Genomic DNA, 17,519 nt, shown 5'->3' with positions numbered 1-17,519 from the left:
GGCCAAACCGCCCCTGGGTTACAGCGCCAGACAAAAAACCGGGCCGCCGGGGCAATGCTGTAATGCGGGACGTCCATGATGACGAAGGAGGCCCGTTTTGAAAAAAATAGCCATCGTGACCGGCGGCAGCCGGGGCATAGGCGCAGCAACCGCACTGCTGGCGGCCAGCCAGGGCTGGGCCGTTGCCGTTAACTACACACGGCAAGCCGACGCCGCCAACGACGTGGTGCGCCGCATCCGCGCCGCCGGGGGCGAGGCCATGGCGGTGCGTGCCGACGTGGCCGTGGAATCCGAGGCGATGGCCCTTTTCGAGGCCGTGGACCGCGACCTGGGCCGCCCCACGGCCCTGGTGAACAACGCGGGCGTGGTGGACCGCCCCGCGCGTGTCGATGAGATGAGCGGCGAGCGCCTGCGCCGCATGTTCGACATCAACGTGCTGGGCAGCTTTTATTGCGCACGCGAGGCCGTGCGGCGCATGAGCACCAAACACGGCGGCGCGGGCGGCAGCATCGTCAACGTCTCCAGTGCCGCCGCGCGCCTGGGCGCGGCGCACCAGTATGTGGACTATGCGGCTGCAAAGGGTGCGGTAGATGTGCTTACCGTGGGCCTGGCGCGCGAGGTGGCGGCCGAGGGCATTCGCGTCAACGCCGTGCGCCCAGGCCTGATAGAGACCGACATCCACGCCAGCGGCGGCCAGCCCGACCGCGTGCGCGACCTGATGCACCAGGTGCCCATGGGCCGTGGCGGAACCGCCGACGAGGTGGCCCAAGCCATCGTGTGGCTGATGGGCGACGCCTCGCCCTACACCACCATGACGCTCATGGAAGTCTCCGGAGGGCGCTAGGCCGGCATTTTTTGCACCCCAAACACCCGTTCGGGCTGCGCTTGCCTGTCCTCACGTTATTGGCGCCGACCCAACAAAAGAGCGCCGCGCAGGGACAACGCCAGTGGAGAATCACCCCCCATGGACCTCAAACCCCTCATCACCCTGCTGGCCATCGTCAACCCGCTGGCCATCGTCCCGTTCTTCATCCACTACACGGAAGGGTTCTCGTCCCTGCAGCGGCGCCGCACCATCCGGGTCGCCAGCTTCAGCGTGTTTTGCGTGGTGGCCGCCTGTGCGCTGCTGGGGCTGCAGATTCTGGATTTTTTCAACATCTCGCTGCAAAGCTTTCAGGTGGGCGGCGGCCTGCTGCTGCTCATCAGCGCGATGAACATGCTGGGCGCCCAGCCCGCCGAGGCCAAGCCGCTGACCAATGAAATGGAAGACGGCGCCGAAAAAGCCGCCGCAGGCAGCAGCATTGCCGTGGTGCCGCTCACCATCCCGCTGCTCACCGGCCCGGCCAGCATGTCCACCGTGGTGATCTACGCCGACCGCGCCCAGACCTTCTGGCAGCACGCCGCGCTGGTGGGCTACGGCGTGGTGATCGCCCTGGCCACAGCCATCTGCTTCTCGCTGGCCGACCCCATCGCGCGGGTGCTGGGAAAAACCGGCATCAACGTGATGACCCGGCTGATGGGCCTGATCCTGGCCGCGCTGGCCGTGGAGGTGATGGCCGACGGGCTGGGCAAGATTTTCCCCATCCTCGTCGCACGCTGAGCCCCCCAATGTCTGCACGGCTGTTGCTGCTCGAAGACGACCCGGCCATCGCCCGCACCGTGGCCTATGCGCTGGAGCGCGACGGCCTGCTCGTCACGCACAGCCTGCTGGTGCACGACGCGCGCCAGCAGATGCAATCGCAGCGCTTTGACCTGTTGGTGCTGGACGTGGGCCTGCCCGACGGCAGCGGGCTTGACCTGCTGCGCGACCTGCGCCAAGCCGCTCCCACCGCCACGCTGCCAGTGCTGATGCTCAGCGCCCATGGCGAAGAGATCGACCGCGTGCTGGGCCTGGAGCTGGGCGCCGACGACTACCTGACCAAACCCTTCAGCCCGCGCGAGCTGGCCGCCCGCGTGAAAGCCCTGCTGCGCCGGGCGGGCACCAACGTGGCCGCCCCCGCCGCCGCGCCCGGCCTGTTCCACGACGACGAGGCCGGGCAGCGCATCAGCCTGCGCGGCCAGCCCCTGCCGCTCACGCGGCGCGAATACCGGCTGCTGGCCTGCCTGCTGCGCGGCGCAGGCCGCATCCACGCGCGCGACGCCCTGCTGGCCGCCGCCTGGGGCGACGACAGCGAAAGCACCGACCGCACCGTGGACACCCACATCAAAACCCTGCGCGCCAAGCTGCGCGAGGCAGACCCGGCGCGCGAGTACATCAGCACGCACCGGGGGATGGGGTATTGCCTGGATGTTTGAGTCCAAATCGCTTGAAGGGATACCAGCCTCAAAGGCACCCGTTTGCCCTGAACCTGTCGAGGGGCTGTTGGCAAGAAGCGCCCTGGCTTCGACGAGCTCAGCCCGAACGGGCAGAATGGGGCTACTGAGGCATGTATCAATTCAAATCAAATCGCCGCCTAGCGCTTATTTAACAAGCGCAAGCAGCTATCATTTTTGAACAAATAAAGGCTTCACTCACCCATGCGCCTGGGCCTCCGACTGCTGTTCGCCTTTTTCCTGATCAACGGCATCGCCGCGTTCTTTGTGCTGCGCGTGTTCATGGCCGAGATCAAGCCCAGCGTGCGCGAGGTGATGGAGGACATGATGGTGGACACGGCCAACATCCTGGCCGAGCTGGCCAGCGACGACCTGGCGGCCGGGCGCCTGAACTACGGCAGCAGCAGTAGCGCGGGCAGTGGCAGTGCCAGCAGCCCGTTTGCCCAGCATGTGCGCCGCTATGCCACGCGGCCCATCGACGCGGCGATCTGGGGGTTTTCCAAGCAGTCGCTCGACTACCGCATTTATGTGACCGACACGAAGGGGCGCGTGTTGTTCGACTCGGAGAACCGCGCCGTGGGCGCCGACTATTCGCAGTGGCGCGATGTGGCGCTCACGCTGCGGGGCGAATACGGCGCGCGCTCCACGCGCGAGGTGCAGGGCGACGACGCCAGCGGCGTGATGCATGTGGCCGCGCCCATCTACGTGAAGGGCCAGATCGCGGGTGTGCTTACCGTGGCCAAGCCCACGCGCACGGTGCAGCGTTTTATCGACCGCGCAGAGCGCAAGGTGTTCATGGGCGGCCTGCTGCTGCTGGCGCTGTCGGCCGCCGTGGGTGTGGCCGTGACGCTGTGGATGGTGTGGAACGTGCGCCGCCTGCGCGACTACGCCCTGAGCGTGCAGGGCCCCGCCGATGGCGAGCGCCATGACCCAGGCGCCCCGCCCACCCCGGCCCTGGCCGTGCCCGAGGTACCCGGCGAGCTGGGTGACCTGGCCCGCGCCATGGACCGCATGCGCGCCCGGCTGGAGGGGCGCGACTACATCGAGGGCTATGTGCGCGCCCTCACGCACGAGCTCAAAAGCCCCGTGGCCGCCATCCGGGGTGCGGGCGAGCTGCTGCAGGACGACCTGCCCGCCACCGACCGCGCCGAGTTCGCTACCCAGGTGGTGCAGCAAAGCGAGCGCCTGCAGCGCATCATCGACCGGCTGCTGGAGCTGTCCAAACTGGAGCAGCGCCACCACGCCGAGGGCCGTGCACCCGTGGCCCTGCAGGCCTGCGCTGAGGCGGCCATCGCCCAGACACGCGCCCGCGCCACGCAGCGCGGCATCACCCTGGCGCTGGCGGGCGCAGGCGCCAGCGGCCCGTGGGAGGCCGAGCTGGTAACGCTGGCGCTGACCAACCTGCTCGACAACGCCATCGACTTTTCAGCCTCAGGAAGCACGGTGCGGGTGGAGCTGGAAGGCGCCACCGTGGCCGTGCAGGACAGCGGACCCGGCGTGCCCGACTACGCGCTGCCGCGCCTGGGCGAGCGCTTCTTCACCACCGCGCGCCCCAGCGGCGAGCGCAGCGGATCGGGGCTGGGGCTGGCCATCGTGCAGCGGGTGATGGCGCTGCACGGGGGGCGGACGGCGGTGCGCAACACCACACCCGGCCTGCGCGTGGCGCTGGAGTTTCCCGCCGCTTAGGCCGAGCGGCGCAGGTGCACTGCCACGGCCACCACCAGCAGGGCCAGCGCCACGGCGTCCACCCGCGCGACCGTCATTAGCGGAGCGCTCAGGGCGCTGCCCCGCTGCAGCCATGACAGCCACAGAAACGACACCACGCTCACCAGCCCCGCCACCAGGGCCAGCCGATGGAGTTCGGGACGCAGGGCTGCATACCCCAAGAAGGCGGCCAGCAGCCCAAAAAGGACGGCGCGGTGCCGCAGCAGCAGCTCCAGCCCCACATCCTGCACGGGGGTGCCATACAGCTGCCCGAGCTTGCCCGCCCCCAGCACGCCCGCCAGCGGCAAGGCATGGATCACCGCCACGATGCCCAGAATCACCGGAACCACATAGCGCATGCAGAACCTCCTTGTATCAACACGCCGTTTATAGGCGCGGGGGGCACGGTCGTCCATGACCTGGCAGGTCATGAAGCGGCGTGCAATACCCGGCTTCACGCCCGCCTCACAAACTTCATAGCACCCTCACACCGGGCCACAACACTGCCTCCACAACGTTCATTCATGTGTGGAGGATCTCTTGTTCAAACACCCCCTGTTCACCAAAATCGCTGCGCTGGCAGTCATCACCATGCTGCTGCTCTTTGGCTTGGGCCTGATCAAAGACGTGGTGCGCGACCGGCTGCGCTATCGCAGCCTCACCGCGCAAAGCGTGGCCGAGAGCCTGGCCGGGCCGCAGACGCTGATGGGCCCCATGATCCACAGCGCCTGCGTAGAAAGCTGGGACGTAGAGACCGGCAAGGGCGACGAGCGCCGCATGGTGGAGCAGCGCCGCGAGTTCATCCTGACTGCCATGCCCGAGCAGCTCAAGCTCACCACCGGCGCCGCGATGGAGGAGCGCGCGCGCGGGCTGCACAAGGTGAACACCTACAACCTCAAGGCGCATGTCACGGCGCAGTGGGGGCCGCTGTCCAGCCTGGTGCCGCAAAGCACCAAAACGAATTCGCGCATGCACTGCGGTGCGCCCATCGTGATGATGGCCGTGGGCGATGCGCGCGGCATCCGCACTGCGCAGCTCGCGCTGGGCGGCCAGACCCTGGCCCTCAAGCCCGGCACCTTTCACCCCACCTACAGCCGGGGCCTACATGCCACGCTGCCCGAGTCGGTGCGCGGCAAGGCCGATGGGCTGACCGCCACGCTGGATTTGGAGCTGGTGGGCACCGAGCGCCTGGCCATCGTGCCGTTGGGCGGCAACACCGAGGTGCTGATGACCAGCAGTTGGCCCCACCCGTCTTTCGCGGGCCGTTTTCTACCGTCGGAGCGCGAGGTCAAAAAGACCGGCTTCTCGGCCCAGTGGCGCCTGTCGTCGCTGGCCACCACGGCGCAGGCCGACATCGCCAACGGCAAACGCATTTGTCAGGGCGCGGACGAGGGCAGCGAATACACCACACACGCGGGGGCCACTTCCGACGACTGCGCCGACAGCTTCAGCGTGGCCTTCATCGACCCGGTGAACCCCTATTCCCTCTCAGACCGCGCCACCAAATACGGTCTGCTGTTCATCGCCCTCACCTTCGTGGCCGTGGGCCTGTTCGAGCTGATGGGAGGTGGCCCCCACGCTCCGCCGCTGCGCGGGTCGCTGCCCCCTGAGGGGGCCGCTTTTTCATCTTGGGGCGGCCCGGCGATGAAAAAACTGCGCGTGCACCCGGTGCAATACCTGCTGGTGGGCAGCGCGCTGTGCAGCTTCTTTTTGCTGCTGGTGAGCCTGTCGGAGCACCTGTCGTTTGCCATGGCCTACGCCATTGCGGCCACGGCCTGCGTGCTGCTGCTGGCCTATTACGCCAGCCACATGCTGGGCGGCCTGGCGCGCGGCATTCCGCTGGGGGCGGGCATCGCGCTGCTGTATGGCCTGCTGTATGTGCTGCTGCAACTGGAGCAGACCGCTCTGGCAGTAGGCGCCATCGCACTCTTCCTGGTGCTGGCCGCCGTGATGGTGCTGACCCGCAAGGTGAACTGGTACGGGCTGTCACAAGTCGGCACACCCAACCGCAAGGCGGCCCCATGAGAGCCCACACCAACCCCGCCGCATTGGCACCATCCACCACCTGGGCGCTGCACCTGGCGCAGAACCCTGCTGCCCCGGTCACCCCCACCCTGACCGCCGCAGAAGCCGAGCGCGTGCAGCGCCACCGCGACCAGTTGATGGGCGCCCTGGGGGCCCAGGACCGGCAGGCGCTGCAAAGCGCCAAGCAACAGGTGCTGGAGGCGGCCTTTCGCCCACGCGATGCACAAGGCCCGGCCAGCGCTGCGGATTCGCCCGCGCTGCGCCAGGCGCTGCGGGATCTGTCGTGGCGCATGGCGGGCCTGCTGCTGCCGCGCGGGGCGCGGCATTGATGGGGCACGGAAATATCAGAGAAAGCGGGCTCTAGCGCTTGACCATCAAGCGCTAGCAGCTATCAAAACAGGAGTTTTAAGCCGCTACACCACCACGGTTCGGCTTCGGCCCTCGCGCTTGGCGGTGTACAGCGCGGAGTCAAGCAGGCGCAGGGTGACGTCGAGCGGGCGCAGCGGGTCGAGCTGGGTGAGCCCCACGCTGACCGCCAGCATCAGCGGTGGATCGATGCCATGCAGGGGGTGCGCGGCCAGCGCGGCGTGCAGGCGCTGCGCCACCACCTGGGCCTGCTCCACACTGGTGGCGGGCAGCAGGGCCAGAAACTCCTCGCCCCCCCAGCGGCTCACGATGTCGGCCGCGCGGAACACCTCGCGGCACAGTGCGGCCATCAACTGCAGCGCCTGGTCGCCCGCGTGGTGGCCGTGCATGTCGTTCACGCGCTTGAAGTGGTCGATGTCCATCATCAACAGGCAGGCCGACTCGCTGCTGCGCTGCGACAAAGCCAGCTCTTGCCGTAAACGTTCGGTGAACGAGCGGCGGTTGGCCAAACCGGTCAGCACATCGGTATGGGCCAGCACGGCCAACTGCAGGCGGGCGGCGTCCAGGTCTGCCAGCATCTGGCCCTGGCGGTCGTTGGCGCGCTTGAGCTCCAGCAGCCGGACCACCTGGCACGCCAGGGCGCCGAGCAGATCCAGCACCCTCTGGGACAGCTCGCGGGGCTGGCGGTCAAAAACACACAGTGTGCCCAGCGCATGGCCCTCCGGCGTGATGAGGGGGGCTCCGGCGTAAAAGCGCAGCGGGTTCTCCTGCGTGGCGATGTCGAAATGCGCAAAACGGGGGTCTTGCGCCAGATCGGGCACCACAAACACCCCAGACTGCTGAATGGCGTAGTGGCAGACGGACTGGTTGCGGGGTGTCTCGCGCACCAGAACCCCCAGCGCGGCCTTGAACCACTGCCGGTCGCGGTCCACAAAGCTGACCAGGGCGACGGGCGTTTCGCACACGTAGCCCGCAATATCGGCCAGCTCGTCGTAGGCTGCCTCTATCGGGGTGTCGAGAATGCTGTAGCGCTGCAGCGCCTGCAGTCGCCCGGATTCATCGCCCGGAGCACCAAGAGAAGGGGTTTCAGCCATGAAACAAGGCGGCAACGCCGCCCACACGTGCCTTGATATTCACCAGCATGCCACACAAGTGCGGCCCACACACGGGGAAAAATACACTTGCGGCGGGGCCCCGTGTCGGCCAGGCTTTTTCAGGCCATTTTGGCGTTTTCAGGCCGTGGCTTCGTGCCGGGTTTCGGCCCCCGCGCCCTGCGTTTCGCTGGCGGAATCCGAGCAGGTGGCGCCGCCACAGCCGTGAATCAGCTCACCGGGCAGCGCCTGCGGCGCATGCACCACACCCGTAGCAGGGTCAAACCCCACATTGCGCAGGTGCAGCGCCAGCGCCGCGTCCATGCTCTGCGCATGCTGGGGGAACCACAGGGCCAGCTCGCTGGCCATCACGCGCAGCACTTTCAGGTCGCCCTGCTGCGCCCGCGCCGTGCCTTCGCGCATCACCTGCAGCACCACCCGGTGCTGCATGCTGTGGCAGTTGCCCGAGGCAAAGCGGGTGGAGGCCATCCAGGCGTCTTCCTGGCCAAAGTGCTGGTCGGTGTGGTCCACCAGCGCCTGCCAGGCGGTAAACAGTTGCGCATCGTCAGCGCCATCCACCGCCGCCAGCAGTTCGACGAACTCCCGGTGGGTCTCGTCCATCAGGGGCAGGTCCAGGTTCAGCGCGTCCGACCATTCGAGTTGGGCCATGGGAATCCCTTTGCTTGCAGACAAAGCGGCGAGGGTAGGATTCCTGGCGCAAGCGCGTTTTGATACAGGTCATTTTTCGGGCTGACCGCCGATGTACCCACGCCGCCCGCCACGGGTCAGAACCCGTGGAGTTCACAATGTGTTGCAGTTTCCCATCGTTTTCGGCGGCAGGTGAAGCACCGCCTCACAGGAGCGGTTTCCTCCGGTAACACTTGTGCTCCTGCCATGCGGTTCCGTGTGATCTAGTTCAATGCGCGCGCTCAGGACTGCGCAGACTGGATCAGGATTACCCATGAAAAACCCACACGAGGAGCCTCTGGCCGCACAGGTTGCAGAGGATGAGGAGGGTCAGCGCACCGCCGCAGTCCCACCGGACAACAACAGCCACGTCAATGCGCCGCTGCTCGCGGCGCTTTTTGCGTCCACGGCCTTGGCAGCCTGCGGGGGAGGAGGGGACAGCAATTCCAGCGCGCCGGGCTATGTGCCCTTCACTCCGCCGCCAGCCCCCGGAACGCCGTCGCCCTCCCCTGCGAATCCATCCCCGTCACCGTCGCCCTCTCCCGCGCCGACCCCAGGCCCTGCTCCAGCACCCACGCCAAGGCCCGCCCCAGCACCCGCGCCAACCACCGGCAACTACGCCTACCGGGCGCCGGGCTCTGACAACGAGGCTGCCCGCTTTCTGCTGCAGGCGCAGCTCTCGGCGTCCATCGCCGAGATCGCAACGCTGCGCGCAGGCACCTACGAGGAATGGATCGACACACAGCTCAACGCACCCATCAGCACCACGGGCTGGGACTGGCTGAACCAGCGCGGATACGGCAATGCGAACGATCCCGCCAATTTCTACGACAACTCCTACCCCGGCGACAACATGATCTGGCAGCAGCTCATGACCAGCACCGACGGCCTGCGCAAACGTGTGGCGCTGGCGCTGTCGGAGATCTGCGTGGTCTCGCTCAGCGGGCTGGACGTTGCGTGGCGCAGCCACGCCATGGCGTACTACTGGGACCAGCTGGTGGCCAATGCGTTTGGCAACTACCGTCAGTTGCTGGAGGACGTAACGCTCAACCCCGCGATGGGCTACTACCTGAACACGCGCGGCAACCAAAAGGAAAACGCAGCCACCGGCCGCCAGCCCGACGAGAACTATGCCCGCGAGGTGCTGCAGCTCTTCTCCATCGGATTGGCCCTGCTCAACCCGGACGGCACGCCCCAAACCAGAGGCGGCCAGCCCATCGACAGCTATACGCAAAGCGACATCTCCAACCTGGCGCGCGTGTTCACCGGCTACGACTACAACCAGTCGCAAAACGCGCCCACCACGCTGGCGTCGGGCCGCGTCATACCCAGCACGCATTTCACACGCCTGCCCATGGCGCTGACCGAATCGCGCCACTCCACGCTGGCGGCCACCTTTCTGGGCACCACCGTCCCGGCCAATACGCCGGGCGCGGCAGCGCTCAAAACGGCACTCGACACCATCTTCAACCACCCCAACGTGGGGCCGTTCATCGGCAAGCAGCTCATCCAGCGGCTGGTCACCAGCAACCCTTCGCCCGGCTATGTGGGCCGCGTGGCAGCGGCCTTTGCCAACAACGGCGCGGGCGTGCGCGGCGACATGCGCGCCGTGGTCAAGGCCGTCCTGCTTGATGACGAGGCCCGCGCACCCGGCGGCCTGGCCAGCACCAGCTTCGGCAAGCTGCGCGAGCCCATGCTGCGTTTCGTCCAGTGGGGACGCACCTTTGGCATCACATCGAAATTCGGCTACTGGAAGATCGGCGACACCAGCAGCGCCGGAACGCGCCTGGGCCAGAGCCCACTGCGCTCGCCCTCGGTGTTCAACTTTTTCCGCCCAGGCTATGTGCCGCCAGCCACGACCATTGCCTCATCCGGCGCCGTGGCGCCGGAGTTCCAGATCGTCAACGAAAGCAGCGTGGGCGGCTATCTGAACTACATGCAGCGGGTCATCATGAGCGGCATCTACGTCAATGCCCCTGATCTGCCCGACTTCGGCAGCAACGCCAACAACGGTGTAGACATCAAGGCCAACTACACCAACGAACTGGCCATCGCCCCCGATGCCGATGCGCTGGTGAGCCGCATCAACCTGCTGATGTGCGCGGGGCAGCTCTCCACGGCCAACGCCAAGCTGATCTCCGACGCCCTCAAGGCCCGGCCTGTCACCGCCACCAGCACCGACAGCGCCAAGCTCGACCGCGTAGCGGCAGCCATCTTGCTCGTCATGGCCTCGGCCGAATACCTGGTACAAAAATAGGGGCCCGCCATGCACTTCATTCAACCTGACAAGCACACCCGCCGAGCATTCCTGCGCCGCTCCGCCCAATTGGGGCTCACCGGAGCAGCCTTGCCCATGGCGCTCAACCTGGCCGCCATTGGCGAGGCCGCGGCCTTCAACAACAGCGACTACAAAGCCCTGGTGTGCGTGTTTTTGTACGGTGGCAACGACTACGGCAACACCGTGGTCACCTACGACAACGCCAGCTATGACCAATATGCCGCCATCCGTGGCGGCACGGGCCGCGCAGGCGGGGGCATTGCACTTGCGCAAGCCGCCCTCGCGCCTACGCTGCTCGCGCCCACCAGCCCGCTGGCGGACGGACGCCAGTACGCGCTGCATCCGTCCATGACGGGGCTGGCGAACCTGTTCAACACCCAAAAGGCCGCCGTGCAGCTCAACGTGGGGCCGCTGGTGGTGCCGCTCACACGCACCCAATACAACAGCGCCAACCGTGTGCAGTACCCGCTGCCACCCAAGCTGTTCTCGCACAACGACCAGCAGTCGATCTGGCAGTCATCCTCGCCCGAGGGCTCCACCGTGGGCTGGGGTGGCAATTTGGGCGACCTGGCGCTCTCGTCCAACAGCAACTCGCTGTTTACCTGCATTTCCGTCGCCGGCAATGCGGTGTTTCTCTCGGGCGACTCGGCGTTGCAATACCAGGTCAGCACCAGCGGCGCCATTGCCATCGATGGCATCAAGAACTCCACGATCTACAGCTCCACCGCCGTGCAATCGGCGTTCTCCGCCCTGGTCAAACAAGACCGTGGCCATGCGCTGGAAAACGCATACAACAGCGTGACCAAGCGCGCCATCGGCGCCGAGTCGAGCATTACCTCGGGCCTGGCTGGCGCGGCCATGAACACCGCCTTCCCAACCAACAATCCGCTGGCCGACCAGCTCAAAATGGTGGCGCGCCTGATTGCTGCACGCAGCACCTTGGGCGCCAACCGCCAAGTGTTCATGGTGTCGCTGGGCGGGTTTGACCTGCACGACAACCTCATCAGCAACCAGCTCGTGCTGATGCAGCGCGTGAGCGAGGCCATGTCCGCCTTCTACCAAGCCACCGTGGATCTGGGTGTAGCCAACAAAGTCACAGCGTTCACGGCCTCGGACTTCGGGCGCACGCTCAGCTCCAATGGCGACGGCTCCGACCACGGCTGGGGCGGCCATCAATTGGTGGTGGGCGGTGCGGTGAATGGCAAGGCCTTCTACGGCAAGGCGCCGCCAGTGAGCGTGGGCAACAGCGCCACCGACGCCAACGACCAATGGCACGTGGGCCAGGGCCGTCTGCTGCCCAGCACCTCGGTGGATCAGTACGCCGCCACGCTGGCAAGCTGGTTTGGCGTGTCCGGCACCGAACTGGCGGGCGTGCTGCCCAATTTGCGCAACTTTGGCGGGGCCGACTACCCGACCAATCTGGGCTTCATGCTCTGATGGCCGCGCCTGCCTCCAACCGCCCCCGCGTCGTCATCATCGGCTGCGGCTTTGGCGGCCTGGAAGCCGCCCGCGCCTTGCACGGCGCGGCGCTGGACGTGACGCTGGTGGACAAAACCAACCACCACCTCTTTCAGCCCCTGCTCTACCAGGTGGCCACCGCTGGGCTGTCGGCCCCGGCCATCGCGGCGCCCATCCGCCACCTGTTTCGCCAGCAGCCCAATGTGACCACTTTGCTGGGCGAGGTCACACATATCGACGTGGCCCAGCGCACCGTGCATCTGCAGGCCGGGCCCAGCCTGCCGTATGACCACCTCATCGTGGCGGCGGGCGCCACGCACAGCTACTTTGGCCGCGATGAATGGTCGGCCTACGCACCGGGGCTCAAGACGCTGGACGATGCCTTCGAAATCCGCCGCCGCATCCTGCTGGCCTTCGAGGCTGCCGAGAAAGAGCCCGACCCCGCCCGCCGCGCCGACTGGCTGAACTTTGTGGTGGTGGGCGCGGGCCCCACGGGCGTGGAGATGGCGGGCACGCTGGCCGAGATCGCGCGCCACACGCTGCCCGGCGAGTTCCGCCACATCGACCCGGCCGCTGCCCGCATCATCCTGCTCGAAGGTGGCATGCGCGTGCTGCAGGCCATGCCCGAACGCCTAAGCCAGCGCGCCAAGGAGCAGCTCGAAAAGCTGGGGGTGGAAGTGCGCCTGCAGGCCCGTGTCACCGCCATCGATGGTGATGGATTAATGGTTGAATCGCCCTCTACCGCTGATTTATCAAGCGCTACAAGCTATCAAATTAAGAGCAAATGCATTGTATGGGCGGCGGGCGTGGCGGCGTCGCCGCTGGGCCGCCACCTGGCCGAAGCCACCGGCGCCACCACCGACCGCGCTGGCCGCGTGGCCGTGGAGAGCGACCTCTCGCTGCCCGGCCACCCCGAGATCAGCGTGGTGGGCGACCTGGCTGCAGCCAAAAGCCATGTGCCCGGCCAGCAGCCCACCCCGGTCCCCGGCGTATCCCCAGGCGCCAAGCAGATGGGCCGCGCTGCCGCCGCCAACATCCTGCGCAGGCTCAGCGGCCAGCCCACCAAGCCCTTTCGCTACAGCGACTACGGCAACCTGGCCACCATCGGCCGCAACTCTGCCGTGGTGGACCTGACCTCGCCCGCCGGGCCGGTGCGTTTTTCAGGCTACTTCGCGTGGCTGTTCTGGCTGTTTGCCCACGTGTACTTCCTCATCGGCTTTCGCAACCGCCTGGTGGTGCTGATGGACTGGGCCTGGGCGTACTGGACGTTTGCGCGCTATGCGCGGGTGGTGACGGGGATGGAGGGCGGTAAAAAAGCGCCCCCTGCGCCGCCCCCAGGGCCCTCTGGCGGTACCTGATTCAAGCCTATTGGCCTGTTTGCTCCACCCACACCGCCAGCTCCTTCGCCAACTGGCCGGTGGCCTCCGCCAGTGCCGCCACCCCCCCCGCCGCATCGGCCGAGCGGGCGGGTTGCTGCACGATGAACACCCGTTGGCCGCGCAGTGATTCGCCCGCCGGGGTCAGCTCGACCAACGTGGCGCGCAGGCGCACGACACCAGCGCTGTCGGTGGGGGTGGTGAACAGGTGGCTGAACTCCTCCAGCTCCACGCGCAGCAGCAGGGGCAGCTTGCCGCCCTGGGCGGCTTCGCGGGCCTGGGCGGCGCCGTCGTCGCCTTTCAGGATGGCGCGGCGCTGGCCGAGTTGTTCGCGCAGGCGCTGCTGCACCAGTTGCGCGGGCGGCTGGCTCCAGCGGGCCTGGCTGTAGGGGCGCAGTTGCTGGGCGTCGGAATAGCCCAGGCGGTAGAGCACGGCGTTGCTGCCCTCGGGCAGGCCCGTGGCCTCCACGTCGGCCAGCGCCAGCGGGGACAGCAGCGCGCGGCGGTCGGTGGGCGCCGGGACCACGGGGCCGGGGCCGAAGTCGTAGAGCGCGGGGCGCGCGGGGGGCTCGGGCAACGCCGAGCAGCCTGCCAGCAGTATCAAGCCAAAAACGGCACCAGCGCTTGATATGTATGCCTTGTTAGCTATGTTTTTGATAGTTTTCATAACAATTCCTCAAGGCGCAAAGCCCTCTTCGCCCGGTCCGGGTGGAATGCGGCCGGAGCCGTAGATGAACAGCTGCGGGTTGTCGGTGATGCCCCCGGCCGCGCGGCCCAGCTGGCGGGCGGCGCGCGAGGTGTCGTCGGCAGCACGGCTCACGCGCGGCAGCGTGCCGTTGCTGAACTGGTCGGCCGCACGGGCCAGGGACTGGGTGCCGAGGGTGATCTGGTCTATGACACCGCCTTCCACGTTCAGGCGCTGGGTGGTTTTGCCCAGGTCTACGGCCAGGGTCGACACGCTGGAGCCTGCCTGCTGCAACGATTGCAGGGTTTTGCGCGCATCGCTGGCCAGGGGCGGCAGCGCGGCCAGGGCCGGGTCCAGGCGCTGGGTCACGGTGGCGTCGAGCCGCTGGGTGAGGGTGTTGACACTGCTTGCGGCCTGGCCGATGTGGGTGAGGGCTTCTGTGATTTTTTGCTGGTTATTGTCCGAGAGCAACTGATTGAAGCGGCGCGTGGCCTCGTCCACCTGCGACAGGATGGCGGGCGCCTGCTCGGCCAGCTTGCCAAACGGCGAGGGCTTGAGCGGCAGGCGCGGCAGGCCGCTGGGGCCGGGCGGCAGCTCGGGGTAAGGCTGCTCGGCGTCGTCGAGCAGCACGTGGGCCAGGCCCGTCACACCCTGGTAGCCCAGCACGGCAAAGGTGGTGGGGCTGATGGGCGCCTGCTCGTTGACGGCGATGCGGATCAGCACGTTGCCGGTGACCTGCGGATCAAAACCAATGCGCGTGACCTTGCCCACGGCCACGCCCTTGTAGCGCACGGTGGCCTGGGGCTGCAGGCCGCTCACGCCGTCGCGGGTGGAAAGCTCGTATTGCTCGTAGTTGGCGTTGTCGCGCGTGAGCCAGACGGCCAGGCCCGCCAGCAGGGCGGTGACCACCAGCACGAAGAGGCCTGCGGCAAGCGCATGGGATTTGTTTTCCATCAGGTGTGTTCCTTGTCTGGCTGGGGCGCAGAGGTGGGCGCCTGCACTGGCGCCATGGCGCGCTGGCCGCGTTCGCCCATGAAGAAATGTTCGATGAAGGGGTGCTTCACGTGCGCCACCTCGTACGGCGGCCCGGTGACGATGACCTTCTTGTCGGCCAGCACGGCCACGCGGGTGCTGAGCGCGAACAGCGTGTCGAGGTCGTGTGTGACCATGATCACGGTCAAGCCCAGTGCGGCGCGCAGCTCGCGCACCAGTGCGCAGAATTCGTCGGAGCTGCTCGGGTCCAGGCCCGCCGTGGGTTCGTCGAGCAGCAGCAGGGGTGGGTCCATGATGAGCGCGCGCGCCAGCGCCACGCGCTTGACCATGCCGCCCGACAGGTCGGCCGGCATGCGGCTGGCGTGCTCGGGCTTCAGGCCCACCATCTGCAGCTTGACCAGCGCGGCGTCGCGCACCAGTTCGTCGGGCAGCGTGCCCTGCTCGCGCAGCGCAAAGGCCACGTTGTCGAGCACATTGAAGGCCGAAAACAGCGCGCCGTGCTGGAACAACATGCCCACGCGGCTCGCGGCGCCCTCGCGCCCCAGCTCGGACGCAGGGCGGCCCAGCACCGTGACCTGGCCGCGCGTGGGCCGCGCCAGGCCCAAAATCTGGCGCAGCAGCACCGTCTTGCCGGTGCCCGAGCCCCCCACCAGCGACAGCATCTCGCCGCGCTGCACGGTGAACTCCAGGTCCTGGTGCACGGTGAAGGCCTCGGCCCCTTTGCCGAACGTGGTCCACAGGCCGCGCACCTCCACCACGGGCTGCTCGCTGGCCGCGACGGGGATGTGTTCGGGAAGGGCGGTGCGGTCCATTGCCTCAAATTCCAATGTTCTTGAACGCGATGGCGAACAGCGCGTCCACGATGATGACCATGGTGATGGACGACACCACCGAGGCCGTCGTGCCCTCGCCCAGGCTCTGGGTGTTGGGCTTCACACGCAGGCCCCAGTGGCAGCCGATGAGCGCGATGAACGCGCCAAACACCACCGACTTGGCCATGGCCAGCCCCAGGTTGCCCACCTTCACCGCCGCTGGCAATGCCTGCACAAAGTACGCGGGCGAGATGTCCATGCTCAAGTCCGCCGCCAGCATGCCCCCCGCCAAGGCTGCCAGCGTGGTCCACACGCTGATGAGCGGCATGGCCAGCGCCAGCGCGATGGTGCGCGGCATCACCAGCCGAAAGCCGTGCGGGATGCCCATGACGCGCATGGCGTCGAGTTCCTCGGTCACGCGCATCACACCGATCTGCGCCGTGATGGCCGAACCCGAGCGCCCAGCCACCAGGATGGCCGCGAGCATGGGCCCCAACTCGCGGATGAGCGAGATACCCAGGATGTTGACGATGAACGACTCGGCGCCAAACTGGCGCAGTTGCAAGCTCATCAGGTAGGCCAGCACCACGCCGATCAAAAAACCCACCAGCGCCGTGATCGGCAGGGCCGTGGCCCCCATGCCGTACAAATGGCCCGACACATCGCGCCACGGCCCACGGCGCGGCGCGCGGGCCAGGCGGCCCAGGTCGAGCATCAATTGGCCCACCATCTCCAGCAGGTGGCGCGCGTGGTCCACGCCATGCAGCACCAACACGCCCAGGCGGTCGATCTGGTCGCCCAGCCGCCAGGGCTCGGGCGGCGGCGCGGCGCAGGTGAACTGCGCCACCCGCTCGATCATGGTGCGCTGGCTGTCGGTGCATTCCAGCCGCTCAGGCCAGGCATGCTGCCAGTGGTTCCAAAGCAGCTGCGCGCCCACATGGTCCAGCCACTGCAGTTCCCGCAGGTCCCAGCCCAGGCCGGGCGCGGCTGGGTGGCTGCGCAGTTGTTCGGACACGGTCCGCCAGTCGCGCTCTATGCCCAGCTCAGCGGCCCCCCAGCGCCCACGCAACTGCACACACGGCCCCTGGGGCGTATCGGTGCGAACAATGCGGGGTGCGTGGTCGGTCATGGCCTGGGCCGCCGGAGCAGCCAGAAGGGAGTCAAGAAGGAGAAAGGAAGAGCGTGCATGGTAGCGGACCGTGTCCCGACCGCCCCATCCGGCACTGGTGCACCAAGCACAGCCCGCCTGCGAAAACGTGTAATTATTATCAAAACATCGCCTGACGCAATGGCAACAAGCGCGAGCAGCTACCAAATGTGTAGCAAACAACGCACACCCTATCGACAGACCCGATTCGATACGGACAATGCGTCCACCCTCTCACTATCCAGAACCCGTTCCACCATTGCCAGCCCCAGCCATGAGCGACACCACGTTTGACACCATCATCATCGGCGGGGGCACGGCAGGTGCCCTGCTGTGCAACCGCCTCAGCGCCGACGGCAGCCGCCGCGTGCTCCTGATTGAAGCCGGCCGCAAGGACGACTACCACTGGATCCACATCCCCGTGGGTTACCTGTACTGCATCGGCAACCCACGCACCGACTGGCTCTACAACACCGAACCCGACGCGGGCCTGAACGGCCGCACGCTGCGCTACCCGCGCGGCAAAACCCTGGGCGGCTGCAGCAGCATCAACGGCATGATCTACATGCGCGGCCAGGCGCGCG

17 protein-coding genes are annotated in these 17,519 nt (G+C 67.2%); 10 read left to right on the top strand and 7 right to left on the bottom strand.

Annotation, left to right across the window (positions count from 1 at the left end):
* Nucleotides 1–97: 97 nt before the first annotated feature.
* From Q0105_RS02725 to creC, 4 genes are all read left to right on the top strand, one after another.
* Entirely contained in the window at nt 98–844 is a 747-nt protein-coding gene (locus Q0105_RS02725) for an SDR family oxidoreductase (protein ID WP_298208503.1), read from the top strand.
* A 120-nt stretch (nt 845–964) separates the two neighbouring features.
* Nucleotides 965–1,600, top strand: a complete 636-nt coding sequence (locus Q0105_RS02720) for a MarC family protein (RefSeq protein WP_298208501.1) — start codon at nt 965–967, stop codon at nt 1,598–1,600.
* An 8-nt stretch (nt 1,601–1,608) separates the two neighbouring features.
* Nucleotides 1,609–2,295, top strand: coding sequence for a response regulator (locus Q0105_RS02715; RefSeq protein WP_298208499.1), 687 nt, complete (start codon nt 1,609–1,611; stop codon nt 2,293–2,295).
* A 222-nt stretch (nt 2,296–2,517) separates the two neighbouring features.
* Nucleotides 2,518–3,999, top strand: a complete 1,482-nt coding sequence (creC, locus tag Q0105_RS02710; RefSeq protein ID WP_298208496.1) for a two-component system sensor histidine kinase CreC — start codon at nt 2,518–2,520, stop codon at nt 3,997–3,999.
* Here the strand turns inward: creC and Q0105_RS02705 are convergent.
* Nucleotides 3,996–4,376: a phosphopantetheine adenylyltransferase gene (locus Q0105_RS02705; protein WP_298208493.1), complete on the bottom strand. Its 381-nt coding sequence runs from the start codon at nt 4,374–4,376 to the stop codon at nt 3,996–3,998. The genes creC and Q0105_RS02705 overlap by 4 nt on opposite strands.
* A gap of 181 nt (nt 4,377–4,557) precedes the next feature.
* Between Q0105_RS02705 and creD the strand changes: the two genes are divergently transcribed.
* On the top strand, nt 4,558–6,042 hold the full coding sequence (gene creD, locus Q0105_RS02700) for a cell envelope integrity protein CreD (RefSeq protein ID WP_298208491.1): 1,485 nt from the start codon (nt 4,558–4,560) through the stop codon (nt 6,040–6,042).
* The gene (locus Q0105_RS02695) at nt 6,039–6,371 is read left to right on the top strand and encodes a hypothetical protein (protein ID WP_298208489.1); all 333 of its coding nucleotides are present in this window, start codon (nt 6,039–6,041) and stop codon (nt 6,369–6,371) included. The genes creD and Q0105_RS02695 overlap by 4 nt, the downstream gene beginning before the upstream one ends.
* An 84-nt stretch (nt 6,372–6,455) precedes the next feature.
* Here the strand turns inward: Q0105_RS02695 and Q0105_RS02690 are convergent, their stop codons facing one another.
* Nucleotides 6,456–7,502, bottom strand: a complete 1,047-nt coding sequence (locus Q0105_RS02690) for a sensor domain-containing diguanylate cyclase (protein WP_298208487.1) — start codon at nt 7,500–7,502, stop codon at nt 6,456–6,458.
* Nucleotides 7,503–7,640: 138 nt separating this feature from the next.
* The gene (locus tag Q0105_RS02685) at nt 7,641–8,168 is read right to left on the bottom strand and encodes a hemerythrin domain-containing protein (protein ID WP_298208485.1); all 528 of its coding nucleotides are present in this window, start codon (nt 8,166–8,168) and stop codon (nt 7,641–7,643) included.
* Nucleotides 8,169–8,460: 292 nt separating this feature from the next.
* Between Q0105_RS02685 and Q0105_RS02680 the strand changes: the two genes are divergently transcribed.
* The 3 genes from Q0105_RS02680 to Q0105_RS02670 are packed head-to-tail and all read left to right on the top strand — an operon-like array spanning nt 8,461 to nt 13,280.
* A complete protein-coding gene (locus Q0105_RS02680; protein WP_298208483.1) occupies nt 8,461–10,443 on the top strand; it encodes a DUF1800 domain-containing protein in 1,983 nt (660 codons plus the stop codon).
* A 9-nt stretch (nt 10,444–10,452) separates the two neighbouring features.
* Entirely contained in the window at nt 10,453–11,901 is a 1,449-nt protein-coding gene (locus Q0105_RS02675) for a DUF1501 domain-containing protein (protein ID WP_298208481.1), read from the top strand.
* Nucleotides 11,901–13,280 (top strand): NAD(P)/FAD-dependent oxidoreductase, encoded by a 1,380-nt coding sequence (locus tag Q0105_RS02670; protein WP_298208479.1) that lies wholly within the window; start codon nt 11,901–11,903, stop codon nt 13,278–13,280. Before Q0105_RS02675 ends, Q0105_RS02670 begins: the two co-directional genes overlap by 1 nt.
* Nucleotides 13,281–13,287: 7 nt before the next feature.
* Here the strand turns inward: Q0105_RS02670 and Q0105_RS02665 are convergent, their stop codons facing one another.
* Genes Q0105_RS02665 through Q0105_RS02650 form a run of 4 tightly spaced genes read right to left on the bottom strand, consistent with a single transcriptional unit; the run spans nt 13,288 to nt 16,917 of the window.
* Entirely contained in the window at nt 13,288–13,965 is a 678-nt protein-coding gene (locus Q0105_RS02665) for an ABC-type transport auxiliary lipoprotein family protein (RefSeq protein WP_298208477.1), read from the bottom strand.
* A 9-nt stretch (nt 13,966–13,974) separates the two neighbouring features.
* Nucleotides 13,975–14,937, bottom strand: a complete 963-nt coding sequence (locus Q0105_RS02660; RefSeq protein ID WP_298208475.1) for an MlaD family protein — start codon at nt 14,935–14,937, stop codon at nt 13,975–13,977.
* Complete coding sequence (locus Q0105_RS02655; RefSeq protein ID WP_298208473.1) at nt 14,937–15,788, bottom strand: ATP-binding cassette domain-containing protein; 852 nt, start codon at nt 15,786–15,788, stop codon at nt 14,937–14,939. Before Q0105_RS02655 ends, Q0105_RS02660 begins: the two co-directional genes overlap by 1 nt.
* A gap of 4 nt (nt 15,789–15,792) precedes the next feature.
* Nucleotides 15,793–16,917, bottom strand: a complete 1,125-nt coding sequence (locus Q0105_RS02650; protein WP_298208471.1) for an ABC transporter permease — start codon at nt 16,915–16,917, stop codon at nt 15,793–15,795.
* Between the two features lie 292 nt (nt 16,918–17,209).
* On the opposite strand from Q0105_RS02650, the gene Q0105_RS02645 reads away from it, so the two are divergent.
* Nucleotides 17,210–17,519: GMC family oxidoreductase N-terminal domain-containing protein (locus Q0105_RS02645; RefSeq protein ID WP_298208469.1), on the top strand; the 310-nt coding region annotated here is incomplete at its 3' end.

This window comes from Acidovorax sp. (genome assembly GCF_027492855.1).
Taxonomy (GTDB): Bacteria; Pseudomonadota; Gammaproteobacteria; order Burkholderiales; family Burkholderiaceae_C; genus Acidovorax.
This window is presented reverse-complemented; position numbering and strand designations above follow the sequence as displayed.

What these genes read in the sequence shown, in the direction of transcription:
- Q0105_RS02720 (WP_298208501.1), top strand. Translation starts at nt 965, where the DNA reads ATGGACCTCAAACCCCTCATCACCCTGCTGGCCATCGTCAACCCGCTG.
- Q0105_RS02650 (WP_298208471.1), bottom strand. Translation starts at nt 16,917, where the DNA reads ATGACCGACCACGCACCCCGCATTGTTCGCACCGATACGCCCCAGGGG.
- Q0105_RS02685 (WP_298208485.1), bottom strand. Translation starts at nt 8,168, where the DNA reads ATGGCCCAACTCGAATGGTCGGACGCGCTGAACCTGGACCTGCCCCTG.
- Q0105_RS02680 (WP_298208483.1), top strand. Translation starts at nt 8,461, where the DNA reads ATGAAAAACCCACACGAGGAGCCTCTGGCCGCACAGGTTGCAGAGGAT.
- Q0105_RS02715 (WP_298208499.1), top strand. Translation starts at nt 1,609, where the DNA reads ATGTCTGCACGGCTGTTGCTGCTCGAAGACGACCCGGCCATCGCCCGC.
- Q0105_RS02705 (WP_298208493.1), bottom strand. Translation starts at nt 4,376, where the DNA reads ATGCGCTATGTGGTTCCGGTGATTCTGGGCATCGTGGCGGTGATCCAT.
- Q0105_RS02690 (WP_298208487.1), bottom strand. Translation starts at nt 7,502, where the DNA reads ATGGCTGAAACCCCTTCTCTTGGTGCTCCGGGCGATGAATCCGGGCGA.
- Q0105_RS02670 (WP_298208479.1), top strand. Translation starts at nt 11,901, where the DNA reads ATGGCCGCGCCTGCCTCCAACCGCCCCCGCGTCGTCATCATCGGCTGC.
- creC (WP_298208496.1), top strand. Translation starts at nt 2,518, where the DNA reads ATGCGCCTGGGCCTCCGACTGCTGTTCGCCTTTTTCCTGATCAACGGC.
- Q0105_RS02655 (WP_298208473.1), bottom strand. Translation starts at nt 15,788, where the DNA reads ATGGACCGCACCGCCCTTCCCGAACACATCCCCGTCGCGGCCAGCGAG.
- Q0105_RS02660 (WP_298208475.1), bottom strand. Translation starts at nt 14,937, where the DNA reads ATGGAAAACAAATCCCATGCGCTTGCCGCAGGCCTCTTCGTGCTGGTG.
- Q0105_RS02675 (WP_298208481.1), top strand. Translation starts at nt 10,453, where the DNA reads ATGCACTTCATTCAACCTGACAAGCACACCCGCCGAGCATTCCTGCGC.
- Q0105_RS02695 (WP_298208489.1), top strand. Translation starts at nt 6,039, where the DNA reads ATGAGAGCCCACACCAACCCCGCCGCATTGGCACCATCCACCACCTGG.
- Q0105_RS02665 (WP_298208477.1), bottom strand. Translation starts at nt 13,965, where the DNA reads ATGAAAACTATCAAAAACATAGCTAACAAGGCATACATATCAAGCGCT.